The sequence below is a fragment of the Candidatus Tisiphia endosymbiont of Nedyus quadrimaculatus genome (assembly GCF_964059235.1).
Lineage (GTDB): Bacteria > Pseudomonadota > Alphaproteobacteria > Rickettsiales > Rickettsiaceae > Tisiphia.
The window spans coordinates 685,934-708,388 of sequence record NZ_OZ060452.1; the positions used below are offsets into that span (position 1 = coordinate 685,934).

The 22,455-nt window shown below is 34.2% G+C and carries 14 protein-coding genes; 8 read left to right on the plus strand and 6 right to left on the minus strand.

The genetic code is table 11. The features are described from left to right. Positions 1-171 precede the first annotated feature (171 nt). Positions 172-639, plus strand: a complete 468-nt coding sequence (bcp, locus tag AB3211_RS03435; protein WP_367364706.1) for a thioredoxin-dependent thiol peroxidase — start codon at positions 172-174, stop codon at positions 637-639. Between the two features lie 387 nt (positions 640-1,026). On the opposite strand, the gene AB3211_RS03440 is transcribed toward bcp, so the two are convergent. From AB3211_RS03440 to AB3211_RS03465, 6 genes are all read right to left on the minus strand, one after another. Then, positions 1,027-2,517 (minus strand): sensor histidine kinase, encoded by a 1,491-nt coding sequence (locus AB3211_RS03440; RefSeq protein WP_367364707.1) that lies wholly within the window; start codon positions 2,515-2,517, stop codon positions 1,027-1,029. 458 nt (positions 2,518-2,975) lie between these two features. Further along, positions 2,976-4,355, minus strand: a complete 1,380-nt coding sequence (locus AB3211_RS03445; RefSeq protein WP_367364708.1) for a S41 family peptidase — start codon at positions 4,353-4,355, stop codon at positions 2,976-2,978. 63 nt (positions 4,356-4,418) lie between these two features. After that, entirely contained in the window at positions 4,419-6,401 is a 1,983-nt protein-coding gene (gene parE, locus AB3211_RS03450) for a DNA topoisomerase IV subunit B (RefSeq protein ID WP_367364709.1), read from the minus strand. Between the two features lie 311 nt (positions 6,402-6,712). Then, positions 6,713-6,889, minus strand: a complete 177-nt coding sequence (locus AB3211_RS03455; RefSeq protein WP_341747906.1) for a twin transmembrane helix small protein — start codon at positions 6,887-6,889, stop codon at positions 6,713-6,715. Positions 6,890-6,950: 61 nt separating this feature from the next. Continuing rightward, positions 6,951-9,230 carry an NADP-dependent malic enzyme gene (locus tag AB3211_RS03460; protein WP_367364710.1) on the minus strand — a complete coding sequence of 760 codons (2,280 nt, stop codon included), beginning with the start codon at positions 9,228-9,230 and terminating at the stop codon, positions 6,951-6,953. Positions 9,231-9,268: 38 nt separating this feature from the next. Beyond that, entirely contained in the window at positions 9,269-10,198 is a 930-nt protein-coding gene (locus AB3211_RS03465; protein ID WP_367364711.1) for an AEC family transporter, read from the minus strand. A gap of 897 nt (positions 10,199-11,095) precedes the next feature. Between AB3211_RS03465 and yidC the strand changes: the two genes are divergently transcribed. From yidC to AB3211_RS03500, 7 genes are all read left to right on the plus strand, one after another. Next, positions 11,096-12,784, plus strand: coding sequence for a membrane protein insertase YidC (gene yidC / locus AB3211_RS03470; protein ID WP_367364712.1), 1,689 nt, complete (start codon positions 11,096-11,098; stop codon positions 12,782-12,784). After that, a complete protein-coding gene (yihA, locus tag AB3211_RS03475) occupies positions 12,774-13,382 on the plus strand; it encodes a ribosome biogenesis GTP-binding protein YihA/YsxC (protein ID WP_367364713.1) in 609 nt (202 codons plus the stop codon). Before yidC ends, yihA begins: the two co-directional genes overlap by 11 nt. Then, positions 13,336-14,250: an acetylglutamate kinase gene (locus AB3211_RS03480; protein WP_367364714.1), complete on the plus strand. Its 915-nt coding sequence runs from the start codon at positions 13,336-13,338 to the stop codon at positions 14,248-14,250. Before yihA ends, AB3211_RS03480 begins: the two co-directional genes overlap by 47 nt. Positions 14,251-14,295: 45 nt before the next feature. After that, entirely contained in the window at positions 14,296-14,583 is a 288-nt protein-coding gene (locus tag AB3211_RS03485; RefSeq protein WP_341753466.1) for a VirB3 family type IV secretion system protein, read from the plus strand. Between the two features lie 125 nt (positions 14,584-14,708). Next, positions 14,709-17,123: a VirB4 family type IV secretion/conjugal transfer ATPase gene (locus tag AB3211_RS03490; RefSeq protein WP_367364812.1), complete on the plus strand. Its 2,415-nt coding sequence runs from the start codon at positions 14,709-14,711 to the stop codon at positions 17,121-17,123. A gap of 7 nt (positions 17,124-17,130) precedes the next feature. Continuing rightward, positions 17,131-20,064, plus strand: a complete 2,934-nt coding sequence (locus AB3211_RS03495; protein WP_367364715.1) for a type IV secretion system protein — start codon at positions 17,131-17,133, stop codon at positions 20,062-20,064. Next, positions 20,051-22,336: a type IV secretion system protein gene (locus AB3211_RS03500; RefSeq protein WP_367364716.1), complete on the plus strand. Its 2,286-nt coding sequence runs from the start codon at positions 20,051-20,053 to the stop codon at positions 22,334-22,336. Before AB3211_RS03495 ends, AB3211_RS03500 begins: the two co-directional genes overlap by 14 nt. The last annotated feature ends 119 nt before the right edge of the window (positions 22,337-22,455 follow it).

The window sequence follows — 22,455 nt, forward strand, 5'->3', positions numbered from 1 at the left end:
CTGTGCTACTCACGTACTAATGTACGCTCCGCTGCTCGACTTTGACACTCCTAGCTCTTCTTGAAGTTGACCTTCGTCTACCCAACTCGTGAAATCATAGCAGTATACTCTTCTGCTTTTTAAATCACAGGAGTATACACTAGTTAATAAAATAAATATAAAGGAGTAGTTATGACATTAAAAATAGGCGATACTGCACCAAATTTTACTATGCCAATAGGTGATAATAGTAAAATCAATTTGTCAGATTTAGCAGGAAAGGTTGTTGTATTATATTTTTATCCTAAAGATGATACGCCAGGTTGTACTATCGAAGCCGGTGACTTTAATAAATTAAAACTAGAATTTGAAAAAATGAATGCTGTCATTATTGGTGTATCAAAGGATGACTTAAATTCTCACGATAAATTCAAGAAAAAATATTGTTTGGATTTTGATCTTGCATCAGATTCTAATTCCGATACTTGTGAAAAATATGGAGTTTGGGTAGAAAAATCAATGTTTGGTAAGAAATATATGGGAGTTAATAGAGCTACTTTCTTAATAGACAAAAAAGGCAAGATAGCTTACATTTGGTCAAAAGTACAAGTGGCTGGACATGCTGAAGACGTATTAAATCAGGTGATGAAAATAATATAAACATATATGACATGGGGGTATACTCAGATAGAAAATCAAGAATTGCGTTGTCGTCTTCAGGGATCGTAGGCATAGTATCCTACATTTTTTATATAACCACTATTAAAATGGCTGCTGATCGTCTATTAGCGAGGAGTCGCTGAAAGCGGCGATGCGGCAATCCAGGATACGCGAAGCGTTACTCTAAAAAAACAGCTTCGCTGTTTACCTAGATCGCCACGGCATCTAAAGATGCCTCGCGATGACGATTATAGAAAAATGTAGGGTACTATGGATCGTAGGTAGCCACGTACTAAATGTACGCCTAGCACCTCGACCCTTTGATTCCTGCTACTATCATAATTTTTATTCTATCGTCCATCCACTCTTCATTTACGAGTAGTATAGTTATTGTTCTATACTACTATCATAAGCAAAAGTTAGTGTTACAGTTGTACCTATGCCTATTTTACTTTGTAGATCAAATTTACCTTTCATTAGTTCAACCAACTTTCGAGTGAGTGGTAAACCAAGACCAGTCCCTTGATATTTTCTGCCAACGGCACTATCAATTTGACCAAATGTTGAGAGTACTTTTGGAATATCTTTCTCATCAATTCCTATACCAGTATCTATAACTTGCACATAAACTAGTCCTTGAGATTCATTTTTTTCAGCATGAATTGTTATAGAACCTAATGAGTTGGTGAATTTTATAGAATTAGATAAAAGGTTAAAAAATACTTGTTTAAGCCTTTTGGGATCTGCTTTTATAATAATATGATCTTTTGGTAGTTTTTCAATTAATGCTACATTCGCTTGGTCAGCTCTTGGTTTCATTATCCTTATAGTAGAAGTAATTAATTTATTTAGGTCTAACTCTACAAAATCAACTAATAGCTTGTCAGCAGATGCTTTTGACAAGTCTAATATATCGGTTATTATACCTAGTAAATGCTTGCCTGCGTTATGAATATCTTTTACATAAACATCATGTTCCTTATTGTAAGGTGTAGACATCATAATTTCTGAAAAACCTATAATAGCATTTAGAGGGGTACGCAGCTCATGACTAACATTGGCAAAAAATTTAGTATGAGCAGAACTTTCATTTCTAACCTTAGTTACTGCTTCCTCTAATGCTTTATTAGCCTCAAATTGCCGATCTATAATTTTTTGTGCATAATTTGTGTTGCTCATAACTATAACTAAAAATATTACCAAAATGATAACAAAAGTTAATAATACTTTTCTTTCAAGCTCTATAATACTTGACCATAAACCAGTAATATTGGTATGTATCTCTAATACACCATCAACAGGATAGTTCAATGGATCACGGTTTATTATTGGGATATAACTTGTTATACAAGATGCTTTCTTTACCTCCCCTGATATATGTAAAATGGCTCTAGGAATTAATAGATGAGTTGTTATCCCTTTAAAAGCTTTGTTAAAGGCTTGTTCTATACTCAATTCTTTTAAAAAATATCTATCAATTTTGGTAAGAATTTTTTGATACAGAGTATCTTCAGGAAAATTCATGTGACTTGTGACTTGAATTGGCGAACTAGTTATAATTTTATTACCTTGTAGATCATATAAAGAAATATAGGCATTAAGATTAACAAAAATATCAACTGAAGTAGTTGCAAACCTAATAAAATCTGTATCTTGTAATAAATTTATATAACCAAATTCATGTATTTTATCTACAGCAGTTCTATTCCTATCCCAAACATTTTTTGTATAAACATCAGCTATTTTAATATTTGTTTCTCCGACTTGCTTTAAAATCATTTCTTCAATAATGAAGTAACGATAATAAATCATATTTACAATAATGTTTATAAATAAGCCAATGGATGACAGTCTAACAATATATTTATTTTGAATCATTAGGTTTGCACATATATTACTTACACATTAGACACAGGACAATATTAAAGTCATAACCAATAGCTGATATTTCCTTTGTAATTATCATTCCTAATCACGCGAATTCGCATAGGCGTCAACTTAAGAATCTAGCATGTCATTGCGAGGAGACCATAAGGTCGACGAAGCAATCTATATGACAAGTTTTATGGATTGCCACGCTCACGTACGTTCGCTCGCAATGACGGTTTAAGCCTTACAACAACGCTTCGCAATGACGATTTTTTAACTTTCAACAGTTATGCCCAATTACCCTACCCATTGTATACTGCTCGTAAATGAAGAGTTGGTAGACGAAGGTCAACTTCAAGAAGAGCTAGGAGTGTCAAAGTCGAGCAGCGGAGCGTACATTAGTACGTGAGCAGCGGAGATCTTTAGACACGACGACGCCAATTCTTGAAGTTCACCGAGTATACCCATTATTTTTTCAATTCATTGCCACTTTTATTAGTCAAGATTAATCCCATAATTAAATCATAAGCTCTAGCAAATTGATAATCTTTTTTATAAAGATCAGATAATTGTTCTAGAGTATTTTTTGGTTTGGTATTTTTCTTAGTATCATCTGTTTTCTTAATAAGTTCTTTATTTTTATCTGTAGTATCTACTTTTTTATCATCATTTTTATTATTATCGTTTTTTAGATAATTCTTTAGAGAAGATTCAGAAAATCTATTATCTGTTGATTTTGTTTCGGAATACTCAACTTTTGCCATCTCAACCACTATGTCAGGTTCAATACCCTCTGCTTGAATTGAACGACCACTAGGAGTGTAATATTTAGCTGTTGTAAGCTTTATAGCAGCTCTAGGACTAATTGTAGCAAAGCTTTGCACGGACCCTTTACCAAAAGATTTTGTTCCAAGTATTACTGCTCTTTTATGATCTTGCAATGCACCAGCTACGATTTCTGCAGCTGAAGCAGATCCAACATTAATAAGAGCAACAATCGGGACAGATGGTGCTTTTTCTGCAAATTTATTGCTAGTCAATACCGAGTTACTATTTTTGCTTCTGCCTTTGGTAGTGACAATTACCCCAGAATCAATAAAATATTCGCTAACCGCAACAGCCTGATCTAACAGACCACCGGGATTGCTACGTAGGTCTAATATAATACCTTTTACGCCATTTTTACTGCCATCTTTTAAAGTTCTCATAGATTTTTTTAATTCTGCAATGGTATGTTCGTTAAACATCCCTATTCGTATATAAGCTATATCATTTCTTTCTAAATGAGCTTTTACGGGGGTAATTGTAACTATTTCTCTAGTAAGTTCAATTTCCTTTGGCTTGCTTTCACCTTCCGTGATCACCAATAATTTTACCTTTGCCCCTGGTTCTCCACGCATCTCTCTGACCGCTTTATTAAATCCCAAATTTGATACAAACTCATCATTAACCCCCACAATATAGTCTCCAGCTTTTATACCTGCCTTATAAGCTGGTAGATCATCAATAGGGGAAATGACTTTGATAGCACCATTGTCATACTGCACTTCAACACCAATACCTCCAAATTCTCCTTTAGTGTGGTCAAGAAAATATTCTAGGTCCTCATCAGTAATGTAGTTAGAATGAGGATCTAGCGAAGTTAACATGCCATCTATAGCTGCATCTGTCATTTTTTGTTTTTCAGGTTCTTGGACATAGTCTCTATTAACACGTTCAAAGATCTCTTGGAATTGTTTTAAATAAGCTGAATCTGGTAATTCTTTCTTCTTTACTTCTTCAGCAAATGTTATATTAGAAAAAATGATAGAACTTGATAATAATATGGTAATTAAACGTAAGAACATAGTACTCCTGTAATTTATAAGTAGTTGGTATACTCAAATCATTTGAGTATAGATGATACAATTTTAAATATCTAGATTGTTTATAATAGTATCCATTTTAATTAAAGCTTGATCATAAATAAACTGGAAACGTTTTTCTGGTTTTTTGCCCATAAGATTGTCTACCATCTTAGCAATATTATCAAAATCATCTATAGTAACTTTTAAAAGTGACCTATTTTTTGGATTCATTGTTGTTTCTTTTAACTGAGCTGGCATCATTTCCCCCAGTCCTTTAAACCTACCAATGTCTATTTTAGCTTTACTATTTTTTAATAATTTAGCAGTTAAATCAGTTTTTTGTTGATCATTTACTGCATAGTAAGTTTTATTAGACTGTGTTAGTCGATAAAGTGGTGGTTTGGCAATATATAAATGACCCGATGATACTAGCTTTGGCATACGAAGGTAAAAAAATGTCATTAACAGTGAGGCGATGTGAGCTCCGTCAACATCAGCATCTGTCATAATTATTATTTTTTCATAACGTAAATTTTCTTCTCGGTAATTTTTAAGGCTACCGCATGCTAGTGCCACTTCTAGATCTTGAATTTCTTGATTATTAGTAATCTTTTCTAGAGTCGCATTGGCAACATTTAGGATTTTGCCCCGAAGAGGCAAAATAGCTTGTGTTTCTCGATCTCTTGCCTGCTTAGCTGATCCTCCAGCTGAATCTCCCTCAACCAAAAATAACTCCGTCCCATTAGGAGACGTTCTTGTACAATCGGCTAATTTACCCGGTAGTCGCAATTTTTGTGTAGCAGTTTTACGTAAGGTATTTTTTTCATTACGCTTATTTATTCGGAATTCAGCAATATTGACTATATGGTCAAGTAGTTGGTTTGCCGCTACTTTATTACTGCTCAACCAATGATCAAAATGGTCCTTAATAATGTTTTCTACTATTTTATTAACCCCTAGTGAAACCAATTTTTCTTTTGTTTGTCCTTGAAATATTGGATCTTGGATAAATATAGAGAGAACAATAGAAGAAGTTTCAAGAATATCTTCAATAATAAGTAGAGTTGTTTTTTTATTGCCTATCATTTCTCCGTATATTTTCAAGCCGCGAAGTAATGCATTACGCAAACCTTGTTCATGAGTTCCACCAAGGGGGGTGGGAATAGTGTTACAATATGATTGTATGAAGGGTTGGTATTCATTTTTATGCCAAGCAATTGCCCATTCCACTTTTACGTGATCTTGGTCCCAGTCAATATTACCACAAAAAATCTCTCCACTAACTAAATCGTCATGATTTATTTTTGATATTAAATAATCCTTCAAACCATCTGGAAAATGGATCAGGGCTGTTGTCGGTACATCACTTTTAGTCTCAATCTCACATTGCCACTCTATCGTTACTCCCCTGTACAAATAGGCTTTTGATTTAGCTAATTCATATATTTTTTTAGGAGAAAAACATGATTTTTCACCAAAAATTTCTAGGTCAGGATGAAAATTTATAGATGTTCCCTTTAATTTTTTTGCAACATCTTCACTTTCTAAATCATTCAATTTATGCCCTCTAGAATAAGATTGCTTGAATAATTTACCCTGCTTGTACACTTTAACTTCTAAATAGTCTGATAAAGCATTAACAACAGAAATACCAACTCCGTGTAATCCGCCTGCTGTTTGGTATACATTATTCGAAAATTTACCTCCTGAGTGGAGCTGAGTTAGAATCACCTCCAAAGCAGATTTTTCAGGGAATTTGGGGTGATTATCGACAGGAATTCCTCTACCATTATCAGAAATAGTGATACTGTTATTCACATGCATTTTTATGGTTATAATGTTAGCAAAACCAGCAACAGCTTCATCCATAGCATTATCCAGTACTTCCGAAACAAGATGATGCATAGCATTTTCGTCTGTTCCGCCAATATACATACCAGGACGTTTGCGTACAGGTTCAAGCCCTTCTAATACTTCAATATCTTTTGCAGTATATGAATTATTAATTTTAGGCTTTTTATCATTAAAACTAAATAGATCAGACATATTATGGTATTAACTTACAAGTTTTTCCAAGTTTTTGGGTGAAAAAATAATTCCCTACTTCAAGAGTTGTAAAAACAACTCTTAAAGTAGGAGAAATATACTAACCTCAACTATTGATGTAAGACATCGGTTTAATAGCCTAGGATGTCACCCCTGCGTAGGCAGGGGTCTAAAAAATAGCATAGAAGGTATGTTATATAGTTTTAGATCCCAGCTTTCGCTGGGATGACATAATGGCGGTGACATCACCCCTAATGGCGATGATTACTTGAGCCTACTATTAATTTATTACATCAATATTTGAGGTTATACTATTTTGAAAGATAGAGAAAAGCAAGTAAACATACAGCAACTGCCTGAAATATAACCCGCAGCGACATTAATTTTGAGCTAAATTTTTTATCAAATTTCCCACCAATAGCCATAGAGACAATCCCTATCACTAAGACTAATGTAGTCAAGCTTAAAGCAATTAATGTATATATCATTAAAATTCCTCGAAAGAGTTATTATAACCTATTAACAAATAATATAAAATCCGGAAATTAATTATCTTTTGTTCAAGAGATTTATTGCATCTATACAGGCAAATGTGGCAATTTTTGTTATCTCACTTGCCGATGCTCCCATTTGTACTATTTGTACCGGATATTCAAAACCATTAATTATTGGTCCTATAAAAACACCTCCAGCTAATTCTTGCAGCAGTTGTGTTGATATTGCAGCTGAATGTAGACTTGGCATAATTAATACATTAGCAGGACCTGATAGCCTGCAAAACTTATATGAATTACGATTAGGGTTCAGAGCAACATTAGCTGACATCTCGCCATCATATTCAAAATCTAGACTCATACTATCTAAAATTCTAACAGCTTCCCGTACTCTATTTGCCTTTTCTCTCATTGGATTACCAAAAGTCGAGAAGGAAAGTAGTGCAACCTTTGGTATCATTCCCATGTTTTTTGCTATATTAGCAGTCTGCAAGGTTATTTCTACAAGGTCCTGCTCATTTGGCAGTTCAGCCACACTATTATCAGCAATAATTATATTATGCTCCTTGGCAATCAGAATGGAATAGCCTAAAATTCTGTTATTTTCTTTGGCTTCCATTACCTTCATAATATCCTCTAAGCTACTATAATAGCTCTTTGTTACACCAGTAACCATACAATCAGCATCGCCACAAGCTACCATGATAGCTGAGAATATATTTCTATCACTTTTAACTAATCTAGCACAGTCACGGTATAAGTAACCTTTACGCTGTAACCGGCTGTAAAGAGTATCTATATATTTATCAAGATTTTGGTTAATAGCAGCATTCATTATGGTAATACCATTTAAATCATAATTCATACCTATTCTATTTAAAACAGCAGATATTTTATCATATCTACCAACTAGGATAGGATGAGCATGCGAAGTATCCCGTATGCTCATAGCAGCTATAATTACCTCTTCCTCCTCACCTTCGGCAAAAACTATCCTTTGAGGTGTTGACTGTTGAATTCTCTCAAATAATAGATTCATGTAACGAGAGGTAGGATTTAACCTACTTTCCAGCTCCTTTGCATAATTCTTAACATCAAATTCGGTAATTTTAGCAACCCCACTATCTATGGCAGCTTTAGCTACCGCTACCGGAACAGTGGTAATTAATCTTGGATCAAATGGTACAGGAATTATGTAATCTGGACCAAAAACCATTTTTTTACCAGGATATGCTTTATAAACTTCATTCGGGACAGCTTGTCTTGCTAATTCAGCCAAAGAAGTTGCTGCAGCTATTTTCATTTCTTGATTAATAGTAGTAGCTCTAACATCTAAAGCTCCACGGAAAATATACGGAAATCCCATAACATTATTAATCTGATTATTATAATCAGAGCGTCCGGTAGCAATAATCGCATCGCTTCTAACTAGCTGTATATCCTCTGGAGTAATCTCTGGGTCTGGATTAGCCATGGCAAAAATGATAGGATTTGCAGCCATGCTAGCTACCATGTCTTTCGATACTGTTCCTTTAACAGATAAACCAAGGAATACATCGGCTGACTTCATAGCATCACTCAGAGTCCTGAGATCGGTCTCGACTGCGTATAATTCTTTCCATTTATTCATGCCTTCTTGCCGACCTTGGTAAACTACCCCCATTTTATCACATAGTATAACATTTTTTTTGTCTACACTAAGAGCAATTAGTAATTCAATGCAAGCAATTGCCGCTGCCCCTGCACCACTTACGACAATTTTTAGACTATCAAATGAACGATTGGTAAGATAAGCTGCATTAATTAAACCTGCAGCAGCAATAATAGCCGTGCCATGCTGATCATCATGAAAAACCGGTATCTGCATACAGCTTTTTAATTTTTCTTCAATTATAAAACATTCAGGAGATTTAATATCTTCTAAATTAATACCTCCAAAACTGTAATTAAGATATTTTACTGCATTAACAAACTCATCAGGGTCAGTCGTATCTATTTCAAGATCAATAGAATCAATATCAGCAAAGTTCTTGAATAAAACGGCTTTCCCTTCCATTACGGGTTTCGACGCAGCTGCACCTATACTACCAAGGCCAAGAACTGCTGTACCGTTAGTTATTACAGCAACTAAGTTACCTCTAGCAGTATATTTATAAATATCATCTATATTTTTCGCAATTTCGAGACACGGAGCTGCTACCCCTGGCGAATAAGCCAAAGCCAAGTCATGTGCAGTGTCCAAAGGCTTAGTTGCCACAATAGCAATTTTACCTGGCTTACCTTTTCGATGATATTCTAAGGCTTTGAGATAATTTATTTTATTCATTTCACCCATGATGTTATTCCTTCTTAATTACTTCAAGTGTTTATTAGTTATATCATCCACATAAGAACTGACAATGATACTATTGAAAAAAGTGTTGTGAAAGTAATAATTGATGCCATAGATTCCGGATCACCACCCAGCTGGCGTGATAGAACGTAAGCAGTGCTAGCACACGGCAGACAGCTATACAGAACACCAACTGATTTAGCAGTACCAGTAATTGACATTAGTGATAATACAATTATTGTGACAATAGGAAAAGCCACTAACTTAACAAAACTAGTAAGCAACACATTTTGTAAAATAGCACCACACATAAAAAATTTGAGACCTGCCCCAACATTTAGCATACCTATAGCTAAAGCAGAGTTGGACAGGCTAGATAAGGTTTTTTTTATACCAAGATGTAATTCTAAACCAGAATAATTAAAAAGAAATCCAATTATACTAGCTATAATCAAGGGATTTTGTACTATCAATCTAAGTATCAATATAAAGCTAGCTTTAGGCGACTTAGCTACTGAACTATCAGGGATATAACGTGCAAAAATCATTACTGATATGATATTAGTAAAAATGATCATATAGGATGAAATCACAGATACTATAGCAAGTCCCTCCTGACCCAAAAGAGGACTACTAACACCAAAAAAGATATAACTATTAAAACGTATTGCACCTTGAAAAGTTGAAGTAAACTGAACCTTGTCAAAATTGGTTTTCTTCTGATAAATAATTAAAGCCAAAGAAATAATAGAGGTGGAGATGATTAATGCAAATACTAGTTTTATTATAGACGATGCATTTAAATCGGCTGCAGATATATTATTAAAAAGCATGATAGGGAAAAGAAAAAAATATGATAATTTCTCTAATCCTCGCCAAAATTCTTCAGAAGTCAACCATTTCCTTTTGATAATACTACCAAACAAGGGAATCAACAAAACAGGTAATGTATTAGAGAATATTTCGTTCATCAGTTTACAATTATCCCAATTAGCAATTGGTTATAAATATGTGTTATACCCCCATTCGGGATAAGAATTAGTTAATTCTTATCCCGGATTGGCTTTAATATAAGGAAAAATGCATTCTTAAAGCGGTTTTGCGAATGCATTTTAAACCTTTCTAAAGCTAAAAACATGATTTTAAAAGATTAAAATCATGTTTTTAGCAAAATGGATTGCCACGCTCACATACGTTCGCTCGCAATGACATATACGTCTATAAAACGTCATTGCGAGGAGACCGTAGGTCGACGAAGCAATCTATAATTTCACCGAATTTGGGATAAGAATTGACAAATTCTTATCCCGAATTCGCGTGTTACGATTAAAATTTTACCTCGCATAATATCAGAGTTTGATTGCAAATCAAGACGTATACTCAAATGAGCCTGATTTACCCCAATTTGGGATAAGAATTAGTTAATTCTTATCCCAAATTCGCGTGATTTAAGTATAAATCAAATTTCTTGATTATTTTGCTTAAATCTTATAGAACTCATAGGGTATGTCTAATGAATATCCTAAGATTAGGGAGCTATTTTTATTTTATGTACCTAAATTAACCTCAAGTATTGATGTAAGATATCGGTTTAATAGCCTAGGGTGTCCCTGCCTCTCCTTTTATGTCACCCCTGCGTAGGCGGGGTCTAAAAAAATAGCATAGAAGGTGTGTTATATAGTTTTAGATCCCAGCTTTCGCTGGGATGACATAATGGCGGTAACATCACCCCTAATGGCGATGATTACTTGAGCCTACTATTAATTTATTACATCAATACTTGAGGTTAAATTAATTATATATAAAAGACTTAGTGGAATCAAATATTCTGATATATTCTAGTAAACTTAAATTATTTTTAGACCGTGATGAATCATAACATAGTTAACTTGGTAGCTGCCATTGTCTTGTCCCTTGGTATTATTTTTGGATGGCAATATTTTTACGATAAACCAAGATTACAAAAATTAGAACAGCAAAATAAAATATATAATAAGCAAGTTCAAGAGTTAAAGAAAAAGAATGTTCAAGTAGAAGCCTCTAAAGAAGCTGAATCCTTTGTTGCTACCAAGAGAATTCAGATAAACTCAGAATTACTTTCTGGATCGATTGCTTTAAAAGGGTTAAGGTTTGATGATTTGGTTTTATTGAAGTATAAGCAAGATCTATCAAAAGATAGTAAGCCTGTTGTATTATTTGCTCATTCTCAGTCAGAAGAAGCCTATTTTGCAGAAATGGGTTGGTTTGATAAAACTGGTAGTAATATTTTTCCTGACAGTGAAACTCTTTGGCAAGCTGATAGTGATGAGCTTACTCCTACAAAACCTGTGAATTTATCATGGATCAACAAAGATGGGGTTAAATTCTTGGTTACTATCAGCATGGATAGTAATTACTTGTTCACCATAGATCAAACTACGGTGAATGATAGTAAACAGCCAATATCAGTTCAGTATTATGGACTAATTAACCGTAAATATACTGGCAAAGAGAAAGTGGCTAATATCCTGCATCAAGGACCAATTGGTGCTATTGATGGTAGGCTTAAAGAACATTCCTTTGATGACTTAAAAGATAAAAAGATTGAAAAGTTTCCGCAAGGCGTTGTTGATTGGATTGGCATAACAGATAAATATTGGCTAGCTTCCTTAATTCCTGATAAAATTAGTAAGTATAGTTCTAATTTCAATTGTGTAATAAAAAACGGTATTGAAAAATATCAGATTGACTTCATCTCACCAACTCAAACTATAGAAGTAGGAAACAAATTTACTATATCACAAAGATTATTTGCCGGAGCAAAGAAAGTTGATTTATTAGATAAATACGAAAAGCAATATAATATTACGTTATTTGATCGGGCAATTGACTTTGGTTGGTTTTATATAATTACTAAGCCAGTTTTTAATGCCATGAACTTTTTCTATCACTATGTTGGTAACTTTGGTGTTAGTATCTTGATTGTAACTGTTATCATAAAACTGCTAATGTTTACTCTAGCTAATAAATCATATCGCTCGATGAAAAAGACAAAAAAGCTTCAGCCTGAAGTCGAGAGAATTAGGGCTCTATATGCTGATGATAAAATGAGGCTTAACCAAGAAGTTATGGCATTGTACAAAAGAGAAAAGGTTAATCCCATAGCTGGTTGTCTCCCCATTATTGTACAAATCCCAGTATTTTTCTCAATTTATAAAGTGTTAAATGTAACTATTGAGATGCGTCAAGCACCATTTTTTGGTTGGATAAAAGATTTATCTGCTAATGATCCAACAACAATTTTCAACTTGTTTGGATTACTACCATTTACTTGTCCAAGCTTCCTGATGATTGGTGTATGGCCTATTTTTATGGCTCTGACTATGTTTCTACAGCAAAGGATGAGTCCAGAGCTAGCTGATCCAGTTCAAGCTCAAGTAATGAAATTTATGCCGCTGGTTTTCTTAGTAATGTTTAGTAGTTTTCCAGCAGGATTGCTGATTTACTGGTCTTGGAATAACATTTTATCAATAATTCAGCAATATTACATCAATAAGTTAGACAATAATGTCGGTTGATAAGGTTACAAAACTTTTCCGTCAAGAAGCAAAATTCATCGCTGGTGTGGCAAAAATAAGTCAGTTTCCTAGCATATTTTTGCCAGAAATTGCATTTGTCGGCAAATCAAATGTTGGCAAGTCAAGTTTGATTAATAGTATATGCAATAATTCAAGTCTTGCTAGGGTGTCTAATACTCCTGGTCGTACTAGGCAAATAAATTTTTTCTCCCTTGCCGATAAACTTATGTTAGTTGATCTTCCTGGATATGGCTTTGCAGAAGTACCAATATATATAAAGCAGCAGTGGGAAACCTTAATAGCATATTATCTCAGAACGAGTTTAAACCTCAAATTAGTAAATTTATTGATTGATGCTAGAAGAGGAATAAAGCAAAATGACATAGAGATTGCTAAATTATTACTTTCTTATAATAAAGATTTCCAAATTGTTTTTACAAAGTCGGATAAGGTAACACATAGAGAAAACCTAACGACGGTAACACAGAATTTTCTTGCAACTTTAGGCTACTCATGTAATGTAATTTATACAAGTAGCAGGAGTAAAGAAGGTGCAAAAGAATTGCAGTTTAATTTGGCAAAATGCATTAAATTATAAAGAAAAGGAAGGTAAAGGTTTTGCCCATGTCAAAGATACTAGCCTAATTAAAGACATAATAAGACGTAGTAGTGAAGTTAGAGATCAAGTTATGGTATTTAAGCTACCGTCATTAATTATTGATGATGACAAATTGCTAACGAATTTTGCAGAGGTAATACAGTTACTTGACAGTTGTGGCATTAAAATCTTTATAGTTCATGATCATACTAATTTGGTAAATGATACGCTAAAATTGTTTGGCTGTGATGAAAAATTTATCAATAATATTAAGGTAGCTGATTATAAAAGTTCGCAGATTATGGAAATGGTTCTGTCTGGCTATATTAATAAGCGTATAGTTTCAAAGCTCTGTAGTTTAGGTTGTTATGCTATTGGTATTTCTTGCAAAGATGCTAATCTTATTCAAGCTAAGAAATCCAAATTATCACATAGGAGAGACAGTAATCAAGCTGTAATAGATATTGGGTTTGTCAGTGAACCAGTTATAATAAACCCTGAGATTTTAATAAATTTTGAAGATAGCAATATTATTCCTGTTATAACACCAGTAGCTAGCGATGAAAAAGGTAATACTCATCTACTGGATGTAAATCTGACGGCCTCGATAATTGCTTCCTCATTAGATGCAGATCATTTAGTATTATTATGTGATGGGCTAGAATTTGCCGGAGAGAAGTATATACGAATACAAGATGTTAATGTATTGAAAGAGATGTTGAATAATACTGTTGATCCTGAGAAAGTTGGCTTGCTTGAAGCAGCTTTAAGTGCTGTTCAAAACAGTACCAATTATGTACATTTTCTCAATTCGGCTTTCCCTGATTCGATATTGTTAAGTATGTTTATAAGTAAAGAATATGAGTGAGTTATAGATTTAATTTTTGGTAAAAAAGCAAAAGAGGGGTAATTTATGTCAGGCAGTTTAGTATCAGACCCGTTATTTGTCGGTTTAACAAGACCCGCAATGATATTTGGTGTGAGTATAAAATTTGCAGCACTTAATATGATTATATCTATGTCATTATTTATTCAAAGTAATAGTATTATGAATTTGCTTGTTGCTTTTGTGATTCATATGATAGGGTATGTAATATGTTTTAAAGAACCAAGATTTATAGAGTTGCTTTTAAATAAATCTTCTAGATGTAGTCAGTGTCCTAATAAATCATTCTATGGAGCGAATTCATACGGTATTTAGTACTACAGTTGTAGTTACTCACAATATTGTCACCCCTGCTTTCGTAGGGGGACATCGTTTTTACTACTGATAATCTAGTGATACTACAACTGTAGTATTAGAACAAAGTATAAAATGACAAAATGATAAAATTATCTGTAACAAAAACAGCCAAAGAGTCGAGATCTAGGAAAGAAAAACCTACTTCTCATTTTATTCCTTATAAATGCCATTGGGATAGTAATACTATTTTAACTAAAAATAATGAATTATTACAAGTAGTAAAAATAGGTGGTTTTTCCTTTGAAACAGCTGATGATGAAGATTTAGATATTAAAAAAAATATCAGAAATGCGTTACTTAAAAATATGTCATCAGGCAATATTGTGATGTATTTCCACACGATCAGGAGACGCAAACCAGTGGTTTTTGATGGGCTTGAATATACCTCTGACCCTACCATAAAAATACCTAATGATTTCACAACTTATTTATCAAATGAATGGCGTAAGAAACATGCAGGTTCTAGGTCGTTTTTTAATGAATTATATGTGAGTATTCTTTATAGACCAGATAAAGCTGGGGTTGCTATAATCGAATATTTCATTAAAAAGTTGATGCAAAAGTCTGATAAATCAGCTTGGGAAAATGACATGCGAGATATGCAGGATAGTTTGCGAGAAATGTCCTCAAGAGTAGTTAATACATTCCATAGTTATTCGGCGAGGTTACTTGGCGTACGCAAATCGAATAGTGGCTATTGTTGTGATATTATGGAATTCTTAGGTACTTTGGTGAATTGTGGATCTTCAATGCAAATGACCGTTCCAAGAAATTCAATAGACCAATATCTTCCAACCCATAGATTGTTTTTTGGTTCTAGATCTATAGAAGCACGTGGTCCAAAGGGTAGAAGATATGCCGGTATATTAAGTATTTTAGAGTATGGACCATCTACGTCAGCTGGAATCTTTGACGGATTTTTACAAATGCCTTTTGAGTTTGTAATGACCCAAAGTTTTGTTTTTGCTAATAGGACAGTGGCGATTAGCAAAATGCAACTACAACAAAATAGAATGATTCAAGCAGAGGATAAAGCTGTATCACAAGTTGCTGAAATTTCTCGAGCACTTGATATGGCTACCAGTGGTGATATTGGTTTTGGAGAACATCATTTTTCGCTTCTATGCTCTGATAGTAATTTAAAATCCCTTGAGGATACCCTATCTATGGCTTCTGTTGAACTCTCCAATTCTGGAATTCAACCGGTTAGAGAAAGAATTAATATGGAGCCAAGTTATTGGGGGCAGCTTCCTGGAAATATGGATTATATAGTAAGGGGTTCGACTATAAATACTTTAAACATGGCTAGTTTTGCATCTATGCATAATTATCCATTAGGTAAGGTTTTTAATAATCACTGGGGAGAATATGTAACTGTACTCGATACTACCTCGGGAACTCCTTTTTATTTCAGTTTTCATGTTAGAGATGTTGGACATACTCTGATCATTGGTCCAACTGGTGCTGGTAAAACAGTATTAATGAATTTTTTATGTGCACAAGCACAAAAATTTAAACCTAGAATGTTTTTCTTTGATAAAGACCACGGTGCTGAAATATTTATTAGATCACTTAATGGGATTTATACCACAATTGATCCAGGAGGAGAATGTAACTTTAATCCTTTGCAACTTGATGATACTGGTGAGAATAGAACATTTATATTAGAATGGCTTAAAGTATTGGTTACTTCTAATGGAGAGTTGTTATCATCAGAAGATAATAAGATTTTATCACAAGCAGTAAGTGGTAATTTTAAACTAGAGAAAAAAGATAGAAGATTAAAAAATGTTGTAGCATTTTTGGGCATAGATGGTCCTAATAGCTTAGCAGGCAGGATTGCTATGTGGGTTGGTAAAGGCTCTCATGCTAGAATATTTGATAATGAGGCAGATAATATTGATTTGCAGCAAGCTCGAGTATTTGGCTTTGATATGACTGAACTGTTAAAAGATCCAGTTAGTCTTGCTCCTGTGCTACTATATATTTTCCATAGAATTAGTATTTCTTTAGATGGTCAAAGAACTATGATAGTTCTTGATGAGGCGTGGGCTTTGATTGATAATCCAGTATTTGCTCCCAAAATTAAGGACTGGCTAAAAGTTTTGCGTAAGTTAAATACTTTTGTAATTTTTGCTACCCAAAGTGTTGAAGATGCAGCTAAAAGCAGGATTAGTGATACCTTGATCCAACAAACTGCGACACAAATATTCTTACCAAACCTTAAGGCAACTGATATTTATCGTAGTGCTTTTATGCTTAGTCAACGTGAATATATTTTGATAAAAACTACAGATCCAACATCGCGTTATTTCTTAATAAAACAGGGGGTAGATGCAGTTGTTGCAAAAATAAGTTTAGATGGTATGACTGATATTATCAATGTTCTTTCTGGTCGGGTTGAAACAGTGTTATTGTTAGATCGGATTAGAAAGAAACATGGTGATGATCCTGAAAAATGGTTACCGGTATTTTATGAGGAAGTAAAATCACTTTAGTTAATTTATGCATTATAATTTTATAAAAAATTTACTTAGTGGAGCAAAAATATTTGCTAGAATAGTAGTGCTATGCAGTCTACTAAATTTTACTGTTGTCCATAATAGTTATGCAGAAGAACCAAAACCAAAAGGTACTTTAGATACTATAATTGATATTCTTTCAGGTTTGACCTGTGAAACTCAAGGTATCGGTGATTTATTACGTACGGAATTTTCTCACACTTGTATACCGGCATCATTTTTCACCTTTGCTGTTGCTAATATAATCTCGCCAGGATTATATGCAAATACCATGCTACGTCTTAAAATAAATGACCATGAATTATTTGATGGAGATTACCCTGGAGGACAATGTGCAAGAAATAATAAAATTGATCCAAATGACCCTAAATTAACCTTTGCATTGTGTAATAATGTTAATCTAATAGGTGTTAGAGCGAAGGCGATAACCCTTTCTGCTATTGCTATTGCTAAGGCCGTATTAACCGGTTCTGATCCGTGGAAAGATATTCTAAAAGCATGGGAGAGCAATAAAGCATCATTTCATACTATTTATAAGGACACAAAAGATGGTTATTCTAGTGTAATGTTGGACGTACCTATACCAGTTATTTTTAAAGTAGTAAAAATAAAAGATACCATGTGTGTAGCTGCTCCTACTATATTAGCAGATTGGGTATCAGTTGGCTGTAAGTATATTAGAGAACCTTACCCTGAATCGATTTATGCAACTTTTATGAGCCTTGATGATGGGACTAAGAAAGGTTCTAATACCGCTACTGACCCAATGGCAATAGTTGATTGTGGTTTGTCATCTTCTAGTTGTTACCAAAGAGCTTATAATAATTCTAAAACAGCCATAGTTATCTCTTCACCATTAATAGAATGTATTAAAGAAATGACAGCAAGATTACTGGTTAGTAAAGATGTTTGTACATTTGATGATATTAATAAAGTAATTAATTCAAGCAAAAGAGAAAGTAGCATATTATTTCAATTTCAACGTAATATGCACCGCACTGTTACCGCTTTATTGACTATATATGTAATTTTCTTTGGTTTTAAAATTATACTTTCTGGTGATGTTCCTCCTAAAAATGAAATAATTAATTTTGTATTAAAGATGTTGTTTGTAACCTATTTTTCTGTAGGTATAAACATTACTCCTGGTAGTAATTCTGACTATAATCGACTAGATGGTATGGTACAATGGGCCTTTCCTTTATTATTAGGAGGAATAGATACACTTGCTGGTTGGGTTATGAATGCTTCTCCATCAGAGTTGTGTAAATTTGATGGAGAAGTTTACGATAAAAATCTTTCTTATATGGCATTATGGGATTCATTAGACTGTCATGTAAGCCATTATTTAGGATTAGATATCCTATCAACCTTACTGGTAGAAAATCAATATAAAAATCATGATTTCAAGAATTTTGACTTTTTTAGTTTCTCAGCCCCACCTTATGTATATTTACTGATTCCTGCTATTATTTCAGGTAACATGACTCTAGTATCTTTGGCACTGTCCTATCCTTTATTAGTGATTTCTGTTGGAGCGTTTATGGTGAATGCTACAGTGATGTGCATGATATCTATAGTAATATTAGGTGTTTTAGCTCCTCTTTTTGTGCCAATGTTTTTATTTGAATATACTCGTGGTTACTTTGAATCATGGGTAAAGTTATTAATATCATTTTTACTACAACCTATGGTAGTGGCAACCTTTATGATTATGATGTTTTCAGTTTATGATTTCGGTTTTTATGGTCACTGTAAATATAAAAGTAACCCTATACAAAGTAGTATAGAAAGTGGGGGAGATGGAAAAAGAAAGGTAAAAATATTTTATGTTGATAATAATTGGGATGGATATATTGATCAAAACGATGTTAAAAGCTGTAAAAATAGCCTAGGTTATATGCTTAATAATCCAATAGAAACAGTTTTTGATTTTGCTAAAGATAACCTCAATGAGATTGTCAAAAAAAAACCAGGTAGTGGTAGTACAAGCGATCATTTATCTAAATACCCGTTTTTGCAGGGTATTATTATGGGACCCGGTATGTTCTTTGTATCACCCAAACTAGTTTTTGAGAAAATTAAGGATATTGCTCTAGCTTTAATTACTGCCTGCTTTACTTTGTATTTAATGTATCACTTTAGTAGCCAATTAGCAGAGTTTGCAGCTGATATGACTGAAGGTGTACCTCTTAGTGGTGTTGCCATACATCCACAAGCAATATACAAAGCCGGTATGGCTGCTCTTGGAGCTGCTGGTAAAATGCAGGCGGCTGATAAAGTAGCTAGAGGTGCTAGTACTAAGGATCTAGGTGGTGGAGGTGGATCAGCTGGAGATACTAAAGCTACTGGTGGTGAATCAGCAGGAGATACCTTAGACACCAGCGGTTCATCTGGAGATACTGTATCAACAGCAGGAGGAGGTGGTGGTAAGTCTCTAGGTGGTGGTGGACTGCCTATCTCTCCAGCCCGTCATATAGCAGAATCTACTGCAGCTGGTGTATCTGAATCGAGTGCTTCAAATGCAGGAGGTTCTTCAAAGGAATCAAGGGTTAATTTGCAGACTATTGACGAACCTATTCTACCTCCAACTAGTAAAATAGTAGAAACAGAGGATTTTGTTAATAGGTCACCACAGATAGCTACAAATACGCAAGAATTAGAAAGGACAGTAGAGAAAGCAAGTCCTACTAAGGAATTACCAAAAGAGCAAAAGACCCATGAGTTACTTTCTAAAACTTTGGGAGGACTTGAGGATTCTACGGTGCAAGCTGGAAAGGCTGGTGACATTAAACAAGAAATAAAAAATCGTGAGGAAAAAGCTAGGAAGGAGAGCTATCTTAAAACTAGACCAGCTAAGAAAACTACAACTGCTAGAACTAATGTAAAAAAAGATGGCTCTAATGAAAATTCATAAAGTCACCAACTGTACAAGTTTAAGTAGGTATAATAGTCCTCGATGTTATGTGGGTAGGCGGGAATCTAAAGAAATAGACCGGAAGGGTGCTTTAGATATTCTAGATCTCGCACCGAAGCAGGATGGCATTAAGGGAAACAGGAATGACACCTTAGGGCTGTTATACCTACTTAAAACTTGCCCACTTGGTAAAGTCATAAAAATTTTTATACAATGTTGTTTGGTACTTTTTTCAAGCAAAGTTTTTGCTGGTTTTGGAGATCCGTGTCCATCAGTTTCATTTGCAGTAGATGATTATTTAAGACAAAACACAGCTTACGGACATCTTCTATATAGTATTGATATGACCGGTACTCCTAATGGGTGTGATGCAACTGACCCACAATTTAAATTCTGTCTAAAAAATAAAGATGGTAGTCTTCTAGAGTGTAAAGTTATTACTCTTAATTTAAATGATTCTAAGCGTCTTAGTGAGTTAAGCACTGATAATAATCCTGATTTAGGTGGAAATACTTTATTAAAAGATATTATTTTAACAGTAAAAATTGTTGATACAAGATTGTGCCTAGTCATGTCTACCTCAAAAGGACAACTTCCACTAGCTTGTAAAAGTACTACCACACCAGCTCCGATACCACCACCAAACGAACAATGCCGGAATATAGGTAAAACTTGTTATATGGGTACTACAAGGAGTCAGTCATTACTTAATTTTTCTGGCTTAGCTGTAGATTGTGTAAAGGAAACTCTTGATAAAGTTTTTTTTCGTTATAGTAGCTGTGATCCAAAAAATGATAAGATTAGTTTGACTGCCCTTAATCCTTTCTCAACCTTCCAAGAATCTTTGAAAATATCTATTAGGGCGGCGTTAATATTATATGTTATGTTTTTTGCTGTTAATATGATTTTAAGCAAAGAATATGGTAATTTAGATAAAATAGCATCTTTTGTTATGAAGCTAGTAGTTGTCACTTATTTTGCTACAGGTCTTGGACCAGCGTATTTTAAGGATGGAAAGGAAACTACCGAAAATGGTATGCTTCAGTATGGTTTACCATTACTCACGCAGTTTACTCCACAATTTGCCCAAATAGTTTTTAATGCTGGTGGCTCTCGAGGATTATGTGAGTACGATACTAGTAAGTATAAAGATGGTTATAAGTTTTATGCACTTTGGGATGCTGTTGATTGTAGGATAGGTTATTATTTGGGTATGGGGCTATATTATAATACAGAATCCGTTTTAAACGGTATTCCTAATAATGTGCCGGGTGGAACTAAAGGTATTGCTGTAAACTTTAAAAAACCTGGAGACGAAGCACCAAAGGCATTGAGTAAGGTTGGCGGATTCAGATTTTTTACTGTGATGTTTGGTTTATTATTATCTGGACAAATAATAATAGTAGCATCTGGAATAATATTTTCTGTAATATTTGTTTCAATAATTTTATATTTTATAACACACTATTTAGTATGTCTAGTTACCATATATGTCATGACCTATATTTCTCCTATATTTATTCCTATGGTTTTATTTACTAGAACCAAAGCATATTTTGATGCATGGCTAAAAATTTGTATATCTTGTGCAGTGCAACCCGCAGTGGTAGCTGGTTTTATTGCATTGTTACTTACTATGTATGATTCGGCAATATACAAGAATTGTGAGTTTATGAGGCATGACTATAAGTATAACAGTGATGTTCAGTTTAGTACTTTTGAGCTTAGATTACCAAATACTAATACTGAGGATTGTAAAAATAGTGCCGGATATAAATTATTACGATATTATTCAGGGGAAGGTTGGGAGAAGCATCTTTTAATTCTTTTTCCAATTAAATCAATTGTTATAGATGTTGTATCACTGTTAGTAGAGTTACTTTATGTATTAATTTTTTCAATTATTTTTTATTATTTTTCAAAATCAATTAGTCAGTTTGCCGCCGAGCTTACTGGTGGTCCTATCATGGATTCCGTAACAGCTAGTCCTACTAAGATAGTTGATATGGTTAAGAAAGGGGCAGAGTTTATTGCCGATGCTTCAAAAAGTTCCGGTGGAAAACCACCGCAGAAAAATCCTTTAGAAAAACCAAGGAAAGGAGGAGAAGAAGCAAAAGATTCAGGTGGTGGTGATGGTGGTGGCAAAGCTGATGAAGGTACGGCAGGTTCTAGTGGTGGCGGTAGCGGTGGTGGTATGGGTTCTGGAGGCGGTGGTGGTATGGGTTCTGGAGGCGGTGGTGGTATGAGTGGTGGTGGCGGTGGTGCAGGGTAACAAAAAACGATGTCATTCCCGTGTAGGCTTTGCCCGCGTGGATCACTAGTATGTCATATATGGATTGCTTCGTCGGCTACGCCTCCTCGCAATGACGACAGTACTTTTACCCACACGTC